Raw genomic sequence first — 12,921 nt, 5'->3', positions numbered from 1 at the left:
GGGCGTGCCCCGATAGGCTCAAGGGGCTCTACGCGAGGCCCATGGCCTGCCCGGATGGTGGAATGCAGACACGGCGAGCTTAAACCTCGCTGCCCCTTCGCGGGCGTGCCGGTTCAAGTCCGGCTCCGGGCACTCTTCCGCACCGCGCCCCGGTCGGCGTGTCGACCCCGGAGGACCCGGTCCGCGTTCCCCTGCCGCCGCCCCGCGCTCCCTCGCCGTCCCCGCCGAAGACCGGCGTGATCGCCGACGGCCGCGCACTCGGCCGCCCGTCCGGCCCCGCGCTCGCGGCGCGGACTGAGCCCTCCCTCCGCCCGTTCTCCGCCCCGTACGGCACCGACGCCCGTCGGTCCGCGGGCTCGCGGTGACTTCGCCGTGGACCGTTGACATCGACGCCGGTCCGGTCGGAGACTCAGCCGAGCGCTCAGTGAAGGAAATTTCACCACGCGAACACCTCGGCAACGACGCCAATCGAAGGGAACGACCGATGCGCACCACCGTCGGGATCATCGGGGCCGGCCCCGCCGGACTCCTCCTCGCCCGTCTGCTCCACAACGCGGGCGTCGACTCGGTCGTCCTGGAGAGCCGCGACCGCGCCTACGTCGAGCGGCGCCAGCGCGCCGGAATCCTGGAGCAGGGCACCGTGGACGTCCTGCGCGCGGCCGGGGCGGGGGAGCGGATGGACCGCGAGGGGCTGCGCCACGACGGCATCGAGCTGCGGTTCGACCGGCGCCGCCACCGCGTCGACTTCCCCGCGCTCACCGGCGGCAAGTCGGTCATGGTCTACGCGCAGACCGAGGTGTGCAAGGACCTCATCGCCCTCCAGCTCGAGGACGGTGGCCCGCTCCTCTTCGAGGCCGAGGCGCTGGCCGTGGAGGGCGCCGAGACCGACCGGCCGCGCGTCCGCTTCCGCCACGAGGGCGTCGAGGACGTCCTGGAGTGCGACTACGTCGTCGGCTGCGACGGCTTCTGGGGCGTGGCGCGCAAGGCGGTCCCGGCCGGCCTGAGCCAGACCTTCGAACGGACGTACCCCTTCGGCTGGCTCGGCATCCTCGCCGACGTCGCGCCCTCGCACGACGAGCTGGTCTACGCCCGCCACGACCGGGGCTTCGCCCTGCTCTCCATGCGCTCCCCGTCCGTCTCCCGCCTCTACCTCCAGGTCCCCGCCGACACCGACGCGGAGAGCTGGAGCGACGAGGAGATCTGGGCCGAACTGGAGCGCCGCTTCGAGACGGACGACGACTGGGTGCTCCACCGGGGCCCGATCACCCAGAAGTCGGTCACCCCCATGCGCTCCTACGTCCACGAGCCCATGCGGCACGGCCGCCTCTTCCTGGCCGGTGACGCCGCGCACATCGTGCCGCCCACCGGCGCCAAGGGGCTCAACCTCGCCGTCGGGGACGTCGTCACCTTCGCGCGGGCGCTGGCCCACCGGCGGGAGACCGGCTCCGACGACCTCCTCGACGCCTACTCCGCCACCTGCCTGCGCCGGGTCTGGCAGGCCGAGCGGTTCTCGTACGACATGACCACCCTCCTGCACCGCGCTCCCGACGCCACCCCCTTCGAGGACCGGCTCCAGATCGCCCGGCTGGACCGGATCGCCTCCTCCCGCGCCGCCGAGACCGACCTCGCCGGGGCCTACACCGGATTCCCGATCGGGTGAGCGGCGCGGCGCCGTCCGCCCGACCCCGGCCGTGAGGGGAATCACTGATCCGCGTAGCGTGTTGACCGGCAGGAGCAGGGAAAGATCCTCCCCAAGCAGTAGGGTCATTCCTTTGCCGTTCCATTACTCTTGAGCCAAGGCTGCGCAGTGTGGCCATGGAGGAGTGAAATGAGGAGCAGAAACCCGGTCTTCTCGCGACGGGGGTTCAGCCGCGACAACGGCTACGCGGGCTTCAACACCGCGCCGCAGGCCGGGGGCCCCGCTGTCGCCACCCAGGGCAACCCTTACGCCCAGCCCGCGGGCGCGAACCCGTACGCGCAGAACCCGTACGCGACGAACCCGTACGCGCAGCAGGACCTGCAGCACGGCGCGCCGCCGCAGGCGCCGGCCGGCGCCGGCCGGATGACGATGGACGACGTCGTCATCCGCACCGCGAGCACGCTGGGCACGCTCATCGTGACGGCCGCGCTCGCCTGGGCGCTGCTGCCCGTGGACGACGCCAACATCGGCCGTTCCTACGGCATCGGTATCGGCGCCGCGCTGATCGGCATGGTCCTGGCGCTCGTCCAGTCCTTCAAGCGCAAGGCCTCGCCCGCGCTGATCCTGGCGTACGCGGCGTTCGAGGGTGTGTTCCTCGGCGTCGTCTCCAGCGTCGTGGACAACCGCATCGCCGACGGCGCCGCCATGCAGGCCGTGATCGGCACGATGGCGGTCTTCGCCGGTGTGCTCATCGCGTACAAGGCCGGCTGGATCCGCGTCAACCGCCGCTTCTACGGCTTCGTGATGGCCGCCGCGCTCGGCTTCGTCTTCCTGATGATGGTGAACCTGCTGTTCGCCGTCTTCGGCGGCGGTGACGGCCTCGGCTTCCGCAGCGGCGCGCTCGGTGTCGTCTTCGGCATCGTCGGCATCATCCTCGGCGCCTGCTTCCTGGCCATGGACTTCAAGCAGGTCGAGGACGGCCTGGCCTACGGCGCCCCGCGCGAGGAGGCCTGGCTCGCCGCCTTCGGTCTCACGCTGACGCTGGTCTGGCTGTACCTGGAGTTCCTGCGCCTGATCGCGATCCTGAACAGCAACGACTAGCAACGACTGGCGACGGTCCGCGACGGCCGCCGGTCGACAGTGAAGGGCCCCGGGCTTGACGCCCGGGGCCCTTCGTCGTCGTGGTGGCGGCGCGCGCTCAGCCGAGCCTGCGCGCGGCCCTTCTCAGGTCGTACTCGTGGATGATCGCCTTCGCGTGGCCGTACGCGAGGCCGTGTTCGTGGCGGAGCCAGCTGACCTTCTCCTCGAAGCGGAAGAGGGCCGGGCCGTCCTCGACGGCGCGCAGCCAGTCGGAGATCTCACGACCGGTGCAGTGGGGGATGCGGGCGAGCATGTTGCGATGGGTCTCCTCGGAGAAGACTTGGGACATCGGCGCCTCCGGGCGAAAGGGGATGTAAGCCGGTCCTTCAGGTCACCGTGCCTGAGCGTTCGCCCGTTGGCAACAGTCCCGCAGGGGCGCGTACGCTCGCGCCGTGGTTGATACGACGCCTCTGACCCGTGCCGTGGACGACTTCGCCGACCGCTTGCGCGCCGCCCCGCAGAGCAGGCTCCAACGCGGGGCCGCCGCCGAGGCGCTGGAGCTGGCCAGGGAGATGGCCCGGCGTGCCCAGCTCGTGGAGGAGCCGGGGACCGAGCCGAGACAGATGCCGGACGCGGGGATGTTCGCCGCCGCCGACCAGATCGCCGTCGCGGCACACGACTTGGCCCTCGTGCTGAGCGACGAGGGCCAGGTGGACGAGGCGGTGCGGCTGGTGGAGGAGGCCCGCAAGCGGGCCGGGGTCTGACGCCCCGGGCGAGCCCCGCGGTGGTCCGGGTCAGAGGGACGCGATGACCCGGTCCGCCAGGATGTAGACGTTCTCCTCGCCGCAGGCGAAGGTCAGCGTGTAGGCGCCGGAGATCCCCGAGCCGCCCAGCAGGTACGGCGTCTTGCCCGCGCCCAGCGCGGCGGCCAGGCGTTCCGCGGTCTCACGGTGGCCCGGTGTCATGCACAGCGTCGTCCCGTCGGCGAAGACGTACACGTCCAGGGTGCCCAGCGGGCCCGGGCGGACGTCGGCCAGCGCCACGCTCGACTCGGCCAGCTCCTCCAGGGTGGCGACGGTGCGCTCGTGGTCGCCCACGGACGGTGCCGGGTTCGGTACGAAGTCCGGGTGCGAGGGGTGGCGGCGGCGGGCGGCGGCCAGTTCGGCGGACTCCCTCGGGCCCGCGTCCTGCCCGGTCGCCTCGTCGGCGTCCGCGCCCGGTTCGGCCACCGGCTCCAGGCCCGCGAAGTCGGCCTGGCGGGGCAGGAACAGCTCGCTGTCGGCCAGCCCGAGCAGCAGCGGCGCGTCGGAGGCGTCGCGGGACTCCTGGGCGGCCCAGAAGGCCCGGGCCTCGGCGAGTTCCCGCTCCCGCTCCTCGGCCAGCGCCTCGGCGACGGCGGCGCGTATCTCCTCGGCGTCCGCGGTGGTGCGGGCGGCCGGTACACGGCCCCGCGGGGCGGCCGCGCGGCTCTCGGCCAGCTCGGTGCGCAGGGCCGTCACCTGCCGGCGCAGCACCACGATGCCGCGCAGGACGGCGACGCCCACGGCGCCGGTGGCGGCCGTGGTGAGCAGCAGGGCGATGGGCATGGCGCTCACTGACGTACTCCCGGTTCAAAGTCGACCCCCGACTTCCTACATCAGCTTGAACGGAGGACTATCCGTCTGTCAGTGCGTAACGTCACGAAACGGACAGGACTTTGGGCCCGGAAGGCAAGGGTGTGACTGGTCTGACCTGCGTAAATCATGGGGGCGGGAGAGGTAGGTCACATCCTGGGGGAGTTTGGGTCACAAAACGGCCCAGAACCCTGGGGGGAACGGGTCCTGGGCCGCGGTGTCACGCTCGGTCCGCGAGGCGCTACTGACGGTCCCTCAGCGGCGGGTCAGCTCAGGCGCTCGATGACCATGGCCATGCCCTGGCCGCCGCCGACGCACATGGTCTCCAGGCCGAACTGCTTGTCGTGCCACTGGAGGGAGTTGATCAGCGTGCCGGTGATGCGGGCGCCGGTCATGCCGAAGGGGTGGCCGACGGCGATCGCGCCGCCGTTGACGTTGAGCTTCTCCAGCGGGATGCCCAGGTCGCGGTAGGAGGGGATGACCTGCGCGGCGAACGCCTCGTTGATCTCTACCAGGTCGATGTCGTCGATGGTCAGCCCGGCGCGGGACAGCGCCTGCTTGCTCGCCTCGACCGGGCCCAGGCCCATGATCTCGGGGGAGAGGCCGGACACGCCGGTGGAGACGATGCGGGCCAGCGGGGTCAGGCCCAGCTCGCGGGCCTTGGTGTCGCTCATGATCACGAGGGCGGCGGCGCCGTCGTTGAGCGGGCAGCAGTTGCCGGCGGTGACCAGGCCGTCGGGGCGGAAGACGGGCTTGAGGCCCTGGACGCCTTCCAGGGTGACGCCGGCGCGCGGGCCGTCGTCCTTGGAGACGACCGTACCGTCGGGCAGCGTGACCGGGGTGATCTCGCGCTCCCAGAAGCCGTTCTTGATGGCTTCCTCGGCGAGGTTCTGCGAGCGGACGCCGAACTCGTCCATGTCCTGCCGGGTGATGCCCTTGGCGCGCGCCAGGTTCTCGGCGGTCTGGCCCATCGCGATGTACGGGTCGGGGACCAGGCCGTCCTCGCGCGGGTCGTGCCAGGTGGTGCCCTCCTGCTGGGCGACGGCCGCGGTGCGGGCCTCCGCCTCGGCGAAGATCGGGTTGTGCGTGTCCGGCAGGCTGTCGGAGTTGCCCTTGGCGAACCGGGAGACCATCTCGACGCCGGCCGAGATGAAGACGTCGCCCTCGCCGGCCTTGATGGCGTGCAGGGCCATGCGGGAGGTCTGCAGGGACGAGGAGCAGTACCGGGTGATGGTGCAGCCGGGCAGGTGGTCCATGCCCATCTCGACGGCGACGATCCGGCCGAGGTTGTTGCCCTGCTCGCCGCCGGGCAGACCGCAGCCGAGCATCAGGTCGTCGATGTCCCGGGGGTCCAGCTCGGGGACCTTGGCGAGGGCGGCCTGGATGATCGTGGCGGCGAGGTCGTCGGGGCGCAGGTCCTTGAGGGAGCCCTTGAAGGCGCGGCCGATGGGGGAGCGGGCGGCAGAGACGATCACGGCTTCGGGCATCACGGCTCCAGTGGCGTCGCGGGGATGAGGCGGCTGGTTGGGAAGTTACCCGGCCGTATGGCGCCGGTCACGGGTATGGACGTGTGACATGTACCGCAACTTTCTAAGCGCTTGCTTTTGCCTCCGCCGGCTGGGCGGTGCCCGCCGGGCCGACCGGTGCGGCGGGCGGGCCCGGGACGCGCCCCCGGACGCCCGACGATGCGAACGGCCTCGTGACCGGTGCCGTGACCGGGCTCGTGACCGGTGGGGTGATCGGCCTCGCGAACGGCCTCGTGACCGGCCTCTCGGTCGGCCCCCTCCTCACACGCCGGACGGGCTGGTCGGCTCCGCCTCCGCCAGCCGACGGCGCCTGCGCCGCTTCAGCAGCGCCCACGGCCCCCGCGGCCCCGACGGCAACGCGGCCGCGACCTCGGTGCCGGCCTCGGACGCCGCCTCCACCGCCGCCCGCGCCACCGGCAGGAAGCCCTCGCGGCGCAGCGCGTCCGGCCGCTCCTCCTCGGCCGGCCACAGGCCGAGCGCGGCGCACACCGACGGCAGTACCGCCATGGCGGCGGTGGCGTACCCCTCGGCGGAGGGGTGGTAGTAGTCCGGCCCGAACAGCTCCCGCGGGTTCTCCGCGAACTCCGGGCCCAGCAGGTCGCCCAGCGACACCGTGCGTCCGCCCTGCTCGACGACCCCGATCGTCTGCGCCGCCGCCAGCTGCCGCGAGGCCCGCCGGGCCAGCCAGCGCAGCGGCTGCCGCACCCGCTCGATGGTGCCCAGGTCGGGGCAGGTGCCGACCACCACCTCCGCGCCGGCCGTGCGCAGCCGCCGGACCGCGCCCGCCAGATGACGGACCGAGCGGGTGGCCGGCATCCGGTGGGTGACGTCGTTCGCCCCGATCATGATCACGCAGACGTCGGGGACCGCGCCCGGATCGGACAGCACCAGGGCCACCTGCCGGTCCAGGTCGTCCGAACAGGCCCCCGGCAGCGCGACCGAGTCCAGCTCCACCGGCCGCTCCGCCACCGCCGCGAGCCCCGAGGCCAGCAGCGCCCCCGGGGTCTGCCCGGCCCGGTGCACGCCCTGCCCGGCGGCCGTGGAGTCGCCCAGCATCGTCAGCCGAAGGGGCGGCTCACCGGCCGTGGGCAGGGTGCCGCCGTACAGTCCCCGCGCGTTCGGCACCCGGCCCGGTCCGCCGATGCCCACCCGGCGCCTGGCCAGCTGCACCTCCGCCAGCAGCAGACCGACCGTGGCCGCGCCGGCCAGTCCGATCCCGCCGCCGCCGTACGCCGCGCCGGCCGCGATCCGCCGGGCCACCCGCGCCCTCGACATGCTCGTCATACGTCGCCGCCACCTCCTCGAACCCGTACACCCACTCCTTGCCCCGTACGGACGGTCGCCCAATCTCAACGGTGAGTGAACGACCGCCACGGGGCACCGGCGGGCCCGCAGGCCATAGGCTGGCCGGACCGACAATCGACCACACCTTTGCAGCATCCGGAGACCACGGTGCATTTCCACGACTCGATGATCAGCCTCGTCGGCAACACCCCGCTGGTGCGGCTCAACAGCGTGACCAAGGGCATCAGGGCCACCGTCCTGGCCAAGGTGGAGTACTTCAACCCGGGCGGCTCGGTGAAGGACCGCATCGCCCTGCGCATGATCGAGGCCGCGGAGAAGAGCGGCGAGCTGAAGCCCGGCGGCACGATCGTGGAGCCCACCAGCGGCAACACGGGCGTGGGCCTGGCGATCGTGGCCCAGCAGAAGGGCTACAAGTGCATCTTCGTCTGCCCGGACAAGGTGTCCACCGACAAGATCAACGTCCTGCGCGCGTACGGCGCCGAGGTCGTCGTCTGCCCCACGGCGGTCGACCCCGAGCACCCGGACTCCTACTACAACGTCTCCGACCGGCTGGTCCGCGAGACGCCGGGCGCCTGGAAGCCGGACCAGTACTCCAACCCGAACAACCCGCTCTCCCACTACCACTCGACCGGCCCGGAGCTGTGGGAGCAGACGGAGGGGGAGATCACCCACTTCGTCGCCGGCGTCGGCACCGGCGGCACCATCTCCGGCACCGGGCGGTACCTGAAGGAGGCCAGCGGCGGCGCGGTCAAGGTGATCGGCGCCGACCCCGAGGGCTCGGTGTACTCCGGCGGCTCCGGGCGCCCGTACCTCGTCGAGGGCGTCGGTGAGGACTTCTGGCCGACGGCGTACGACCGTGAGATCGCGGACGAGATCGTCGCCGTCTCCGACAAGGACTCCTTCCAGATGACCCGCCGTCTCGCCAAGGAGGAGGGCCTGCTGGTGGGCGGCTCCTGCGGCATGGCGGTCGTGGCGGCGCTGGAGGTGGCCGAGCGGCTCGGCGAGGACGACGTGGTCGTCGTGCTCCTCCCGGACAGCGGGCGCGGCTACCTCAGCAAGATCTTCAACGACGAGTGGATGGCCGACTACGGCTTCCTGGAGGACGCCGGCCCGAGCGCCCGCGTCGCCGACGTCCTGAACGACAAGGAGGGCGGCCACATCCCCTCCCTCGTCCACATGCACCCGGACGAGACGGTCGGCCAGGCCATCGAGGTGCTGCGCGAGTACGGCGTCTCGCAGATGCCGATCGTCAAGCCCGGCGCCGGACACCCGGACGTGATGGCCGCCGAGGTCGTCGGGTCGGTCGTGGAACGCGAACTGCTGGACGCCCTGTTCGCCAAGCGGGCCTCGCTGGAGGACCCGCTGGAGAAGCACATGTCCTCCCCGCTGCCGCAGGTCGGCTCCGGTGAGCCCGTCGCCGACCTGATGTCGGTGCTCGGCGGGGCCGACGCGGCGATCGTCCTCGTCGAGGGCAAGCCGACCGGGGTGGTGAGCCGCCAGGATCTGCTGTCCTTCCTGGCCAAGGGCAAGTAGTGGTCTTCGCGGAAGTGGTACGTGCGCGTCATGTGCGCGCAGCAGTGGCTTAACACGGGACCGGCAGAGTGAGGGCGTCGGCAGGGATCGGGAGCGGCTCCCCGGTCCCACCGGCGCCGTACGGCGTCACGGATCTTCCGGAGCGGCTCCCGGACCTCCAAGGACGCCACGGACGCGCCGCCCGGCCGTGAGGCCCGGCACCGCGCGCGTCCACCGCGGGGACCGCCGTCGTCCCGCCCCCCGTTCACGGGGGTGCGGCGGTCCCCGCGTGAACTCTCCTCGGCCGCCGCTTTCTCGGCCGCCGCGTGACCTCTTCCCGGCCCCGCGCGCCCCTCACTCGTCCCAGGCGTCGTCCTTGTCGGCCCGGCGGCGCCCTGTGAACAGTCCCGGGTTGGTCCGCGCGGCCTGGACGACGTTGACGCCGACGATGCCGGCCCAGGCGACCAGGAGTCCCGGGAGCTGGGCGACGCCGCCGCCGATCGCGGACAGCGGGACCGCGAGCACCAGCGAGACGATGCCGAAGCCGAAACGCTCCCCGAAGGAGTCCGTGGGCTTCGGCGACCGGCTGTCCCGGGCCGCCGTCAGCTGCTGCTCGGCCACCTGCCGCCGCACCCGGCGTTCGACCGCCGCGTCGATGCGCTGGTCGACCTTCTCCAGGAACGAGTCGATCAGCGCGGACTCGTACTCCTCCCCGAGCTCCCTGCGGGTCTGCAGGGTGGCGTCGAGTTCCTTCTTGAGGTCGGTGTCCCGCCCGTCCATTCCGGTCATGACACCCAAGGTAGGCACCCGGGGCACCGGCGGCACTGGGGTTAGCCCCCGTTTCCGGCGGGGGCGGACGGGAGGGCGGCGGCCGTCGTGCGGGGCGCCGTGCCGCCGGCTGGCTGTATAACGGTATGCAGGAATCGGGGAACCTGAATACGGACGAGTAGGGCGAGGGGGAGCTCCTCATGAGCGCGACCGACGGCACCGGTGGCGGCGGCACCGACAGCCCCGCCGGGCGGTTGCAGACGCTGTTCGAGGGGCATCGGCTGACGCCGACCCAGCGGCGCATCGCGCACAGCATGGTGCGCCGCGCCTCCGAGGTCCCGTTCCTGTCCAGCGTGGAGCTGGCCGAGCTGGCCGGGGTCAGCCAGCCGTCCGTGACCCGCTTCGCCGTCGCCCTCGGCTTCGACGGCTATCCGGCCCTGCGCCGCCATCTGCGCGAGGTCGCCCCGGCCGAACCGGTGGCGGACACCGGCTCCTGCAACGAGTACCAGCAGGCCGTCGAGGCCGAGATCGAGAACCTGCGCCATCTGGCGGAGGCGCTGGCCGACCCGGCCCCGGTGCGGGAGGCGGGCCGCGCCCTCGCCGCCAGCAGGCCCCTGCCGGTGCTCGGGCTGCGGGCGGCGGCGGCCCAGGCGCACGGCTTCGCCTACTTCGCCGCCAAGGTCCACGCGGACGTGCGGCTGCTCGACGAGGGCGGCACGATGCTCCACGACCGCATCGACGCCGCCGTCCGGGCCGGGGCGAGCGCCCTGCTCTGCTTCGCCCTGCCCCGTCATCCGCGTGAGGTCGTCGACGCGCTCGCCCATGCCAAGGGGGCGGGTCTGACGGTGGTGACCGTCGCCGACTCGGCCTTCGCGCCGGTCGCCAAGGTGTCCGACCTGCTGCTGCCCGCCGCCGTCGGCACCGGACTCGCCTTCGACACCGCCTGCGCGCCCATGCTGCTGGGCCGGGTGCTGCTGGAGGCCATGTGCGACGACCTGCCGGACGCCCAGGCGCGGCTGGAGGAGTTCGACACCAAGGCGGCGGCGCGGGGGCTGTTCGTCGACTGAGCCGTACGGGCGGCGGGCGGCGTGGACGCGCCGGTGCCGCCGTTCTCAGATTCGTCTCAGCTTCTCCCGTTAATCTGCGTCGCCGCACACCCTTCACACGCATCGCAGGCGGAGCAACAACGGGACAGGAGGCCGGACGTGGCGCGCGGAGGACAGGGGCTGGCTCGGGTCGCCGTCGTCGTACGGGCGGGGGCGGCGCCACTGTGGTGGCTGGGCGTGTTCGCGGCGGGCGTCGGAGTGCTGGTGCCGGGGCTGACCGGGCGCCGGATCGGCGTCCTGGCGGGCGCGGCCCTGTTCGTCGTCGCGACGGCCCTCGTCGCCACCGTGCGCCGTAAGCGGTACACCGCTCTGGCCGCCGCGGCCGTCCGCGCGGGCAAGCACGACGTGCTCCAGGACCGCGCGGTGACCGTGCGCAACTGGCGCCGGGGTCACCGCTGGTGGCTGGTCCTCGCCTTCCTCGCCGCCGTGGGCAGCGCCTTCGCCGTCCCCGCCGCCGCCGGCCTGCTGATGGCCGGCTGCGGCGCGGGCCTGTGGCTGAAGTCGGCCTGGATCGGGCGCCGTGAGGAGGCCGGGGACGCCCTCCTGTGGGTCCGCGTCGACTGGCTCGGCCGGGGCGGCGGCCGTCCGGCGGGCAAGGCGGTCAGGACCTACCGCAGCACGGGCATCGCCGCCGGGGACGCGGCCCCCGGCGGGGCGCGGCGGAAGGCGGCGGCGCTGGTGTGACGCGGTGCCGGTGCCGGTGCCGGCGCCGGTGCCTGATCGGCAGCGCTGCTTCGGTGGCGCGGGCCCGCCGAGCGGGCGCGAGTGCGTCGTGGCCGGTCGCACGGCCCCCCGGCCCCCGTCCCCTCGGGCGTCGCCTCGACCGCCCCGTGACTCCGGGCGTCGCCTCGGCCGCCCCGTGACTCCGGGCGTCGCCTCGGCCGCGCCCTGACTCCAGGGCGTCACCCCGCCCGTGTCAGGAACCGGGCGGGGACGTCAGCGCGTCCCGGTGCGCCCCGCCCGCCTCCGACACGATCTCCGCCACCGACTGGGCCTCCCGCACGGTCGCGAAGGCGACGCCCCCGGAGCCGTCCGCCCCGAACCCGTACACCCCGGGACGGGCCAGCGAGTTGTACGCGTAGTGGTGGGCGAAGTAGTACGCCCCCGTGTCCAGCGCCGCCGCGTAGTCCCCCTGCTCCAGCAGCGGCAGCGCGCGCCCCGTCGCCAGCAGGTCGCCCGCGAAGCACGCCGGGCCCGCCACGTCCTGCACCACGTCCGGCCCCGCCTTCGGCAGCCCCTTGGCGTCGTACGCGGCGATCCGCAGCGGCCACGCCCCCGGCGCGTACACCGTCCGCGTGGCGACCTGCACCCCCGCGTGCGTCACCGCGACCGGCCGGCCCCCGGCGCTCTTGGCGTACTCGACGCGCGCCACGACCGTGCCGTGCTTGGCCAGCAGAGACCGCCCGAACTCCGTGACCAGCCCGTACCGCCCGTCGAACAGGCCCGGCACCGCCTCGCGCAGCACGCGCGCGTACTCGGCGTACGTCGGGGTCGTCTCGTCGGAGGCGAAGTTCACCGGCAGTCCGCCGCCGATGTCGAGCGTGTCGACCTGCCGGCGCCCGGCCCGCTCGTTGATCTCCTCGGCGAGCGCGTACGTCTCCGCCACGCCCTCGGCCATCAGCGTCAGCGGGATGCCCTGGGAGCCGGTGTGCGCGTGGAGCCGGGTCAGCCACGGCCGGTCCAGATACGCCCGCACCACCCACTCGCGGGCGCCCTCGTCGCGCAGCGCCACCCCGAACTTCGAGGTCGCCGTCGCCGTCGACAGCGCCTCGATGGAGCCCCCGCCGACCTGCGGGTTGACCCGGACGCCGAGCGGGGAGCGGCTCGTCCCGCCGGCCACCAGGGCGTCGATGCGCGCCAGCTCCTGCGGATTGTCCGCGTTGACCGCGATGCCCAGCGCCAGCGCCTCCCGCAGCTCCTCCGGCGTCTTGGCGGGCGAGTCCAGCACCGTCCGCTCCGGCGGCACCCCCGCCGCCCGGGCCAGGGCCAGCTCCCCCGGGCTCGCCACCTCGGCGCCGATGCCCTCCTCGTGCAGCAGCCGCACCACCGGGACCAGCGGGGTCGCCTTCACCGCGAAGGCGTGCAGCACCGGCGTCCCGGGAGCCGTCACCGCGTCGAACGCCGCCCGCAGCGCCGCCGCCGACTCCCGTATCCCGGCGACGTCCAGCAGCCCGACGAGGGGCGTGCCGGGCCCGAGCAGCCCCTGCTCCACGGCCGCCCGCACCGCCTCGTCCCGCCGCGCCGCCCGCCCGGCGCCGGTGCCGCCGACGTCCGCGCCCGTCTCCGTGCCGTCGCTCACGCGATCCTCCGTCCCTCGTCTGCCTGCGAACCGTCCGCATGTCCAGCCAAACATCCGCGACGCGCCCGCGCCG

At 73.5% G+C, this 12,921-nt stretch carries 12 protein-coding genes and 1 tRNA gene; 7 read left to right on the top strand and 6 right to left on the bottom strand.

Annotation, left to right across the window (positions count from 1 at the left end; translation table 11 throughout):
* The first annotated feature begins 48 nt into the window (after positions 1-48).
* From ACFZP7_RS14640 to ACFZP7_RS14630, 3 genes are all read left to right on the top strand, one after another.
* Positions 49-132 (top strand) — tRNA-Leu (locus ACFZP7_RS14640).
* 352 nt (positions 133-484) lie between these two features.
* Entirely contained in the window at positions 485-1,660 is a 1,176-nt protein-coding gene (locus ACFZP7_RS14635; RefSeq protein ID WP_030973795.1) for a 4-hydroxybenzoate 3-monooxygenase, read from the top strand.
* A 168-nt stretch (positions 1,661-1,828) separates the two neighbouring features.
* Positions 1,829-2,740: a Bax inhibitor-1/YccA family protein gene (locus ACFZP7_RS14630; protein WP_019329952.1), complete on the top strand. Its 912-nt coding sequence runs from the start codon at positions 1,829-1,831 to the stop codon at positions 2,738-2,740.
* A gap of 97 nt (positions 2,741-2,837) precedes the next feature.
* On the opposite strand, the gene ACFZP7_RS14625 is transcribed toward ACFZP7_RS14630, so the two are convergent.
* The gene (locus tag ACFZP7_RS14625; protein ID WP_019329953.1) at positions 2,838-3,068 is read right to left on the bottom strand and encodes a DUF4287 domain-containing protein; all 231 of its coding nucleotides are present in this window, start codon (positions 3,066-3,068) and stop codon (positions 2,838-2,840) included.
* 103 nt (positions 3,069-3,171) lie between these two features.
* Between ACFZP7_RS14625 and ACFZP7_RS14620 the strand changes: the two genes are divergently transcribed.
* Positions 3,172-3,483: a hypothetical protein gene (locus ACFZP7_RS14620; protein WP_175438010.1), complete on the top strand. Its 312-nt coding sequence runs from the start codon at positions 3,172-3,174 to the stop codon at positions 3,481-3,483.
* Positions 3,484-3,513: 30 nt separating this feature from the next.
* Here the strand turns inward: ACFZP7_RS14620 and ACFZP7_RS14615 are convergent, their stop codons facing one another.
* The 3 genes from ACFZP7_RS14615 to ACFZP7_RS14605 all read right to left on the bottom strand — a co-directional run bounded on the left by ACFZP7_RS14615 (position 3,514) and on the right by ACFZP7_RS14605 (position 7,142).
* Positions 3,514-4,314: a hypothetical protein gene (locus ACFZP7_RS14615; protein WP_031021384.1), complete on the bottom strand. Its 801-nt coding sequence runs from the start codon at positions 4,312-4,314 to the stop codon at positions 3,514-3,516.
* 284 nt (positions 4,315-4,598) lie between these two features.
* Complete coding sequence (locus tag ACFZP7_RS14610) at positions 4,599-5,819, bottom strand: acetyl-CoA C-acetyltransferase (RefSeq protein ID WP_019329956.1); 1,221 nt, start codon at positions 5,817-5,819, stop codon at positions 4,599-4,601.
* A gap of 300 nt (positions 5,820-6,119) precedes the next feature.
* Positions 6,120-7,142, bottom strand: coding sequence for an SGNH/GDSL hydrolase family protein (locus ACFZP7_RS14605; protein ID WP_385634568.1), 1,023 nt, complete (start codon positions 7,140-7,142; stop codon positions 6,120-6,122).
* 168 nt (positions 7,143-7,310) lie between these two features.
* Here ACFZP7_RS14605 and ACFZP7_RS14600 point away from each other — a divergent pair, with 168 nt between their 5' ends.
* On the top strand, positions 7,311-8,696 hold the full coding sequence (locus tag ACFZP7_RS14600) for a cystathionine beta-synthase (protein ID WP_385634567.1): 1,386 nt from the start codon (positions 7,311-7,313) through the stop codon (positions 8,694-8,696).
* A 333-nt stretch (positions 8,697-9,029) separates the two neighbouring features.
* Here ACFZP7_RS14600 and ACFZP7_RS14595 read toward each other — a convergent pair whose 3' ends face one another.
* A complete protein-coding gene (locus ACFZP7_RS14595) occupies positions 9,030-9,455 on the bottom strand; it encodes a hypothetical protein (RefSeq protein WP_162602220.1) in 426 nt (141 codons plus the stop codon).
* Between the two features lie 188 nt (positions 9,456-9,643).
* Here ACFZP7_RS14595 and ACFZP7_RS14590 point away from each other — a divergent pair, with 188 nt between their 5' ends.
* Both ACFZP7_RS14590 and ACFZP7_RS14585 read left to right on the top strand, forming a co-directional pair.
* On the top strand, positions 9,644-10,510 hold the full coding sequence (locus tag ACFZP7_RS14590; protein WP_385634566.1) for a MurR/RpiR family transcriptional regulator: 867 nt from the start codon (positions 9,644-9,646) through the stop codon (positions 10,508-10,510).
* Positions 10,511-10,648: 138 nt separating this feature from the next.
* Entirely contained in the window at positions 10,649-11,233 is a 585-nt protein-coding gene (locus tag ACFZP7_RS14585; protein WP_175462875.1) for a hypothetical protein, read from the top strand.
* Between the two features lie 232 nt (positions 11,234-11,465).
* On the opposite strand, the gene ACFZP7_RS14580 is transcribed toward ACFZP7_RS14585, so the two are convergent.
* Complete coding sequence (locus ACFZP7_RS14580) at positions 11,466-12,848, bottom strand: diaminopimelate decarboxylase (protein ID WP_358898177.1); 1,383 nt, start codon at positions 12,846-12,848, stop codon at positions 11,466-11,468.
* Positions 12,849-12,921 lie beyond the last annotated feature (73 nt).

This window comes from Streptomyces sp. SudanB5_2050, from assembly GCF_964272335.1.
Lineage (GTDB): Bacteria > Actinomycetota > Actinomycetes > Streptomycetales > Streptomycetaceae > Streptomyces > Streptomyces rochei.
The sequence above is the reverse complement of the archived record's forward strand: the minus strand, read 5'-3'. Positions and strand labels throughout refer to the sequence as shown.

Coding starts and splice junctions, on each gene's coding strand:
- ACFZP7_RS14635 (WP_030973795.1), top strand. CDS start 485: ATGCGCACCACCGTCGGGATCATCGGGGCCGGCCCCGCCGGACTCCTC.
- ACFZP7_RS14630 (WP_019329952.1), top strand. CDS start 1,829: ATGAGGAGCAGAAACCCGGTCTTCTCGCGACGGGGGTTCAGCCGCGAC.
- ACFZP7_RS14625 (WP_019329953.1), bottom strand. CDS start 3,068: ATGTCCCAAGTCTTCTCCGAGGAGACCCATCGCAACATGCTCGCCCGC.
- ACFZP7_RS14610 (WP_019329956.1), bottom strand. CDS start 5,819: ATGCCCGAAGCCGTGATCGTCTCTGCCGCCCGCTCCCCCATCGGCCGC.
- ACFZP7_RS14605 (WP_385634568.1), bottom strand. CDS start 7,142: ATGACGAGCATGTCGAGGGCGCGGGTGGCCCGGCGGATCGCGGCCGGC.
- ACFZP7_RS14595 (WP_162602220.1), bottom strand. CDS start 9,455: ATGGACGGGCGGGACACCGACCTCAAGAAGGAACTCGACGCCACCCTG.
- ACFZP7_RS14590 (WP_385634566.1), top strand. CDS start 9,644: ATGAGCGCGACCGACGGCACCGGTGGCGGCGGCACCGACAGCCCCGCC.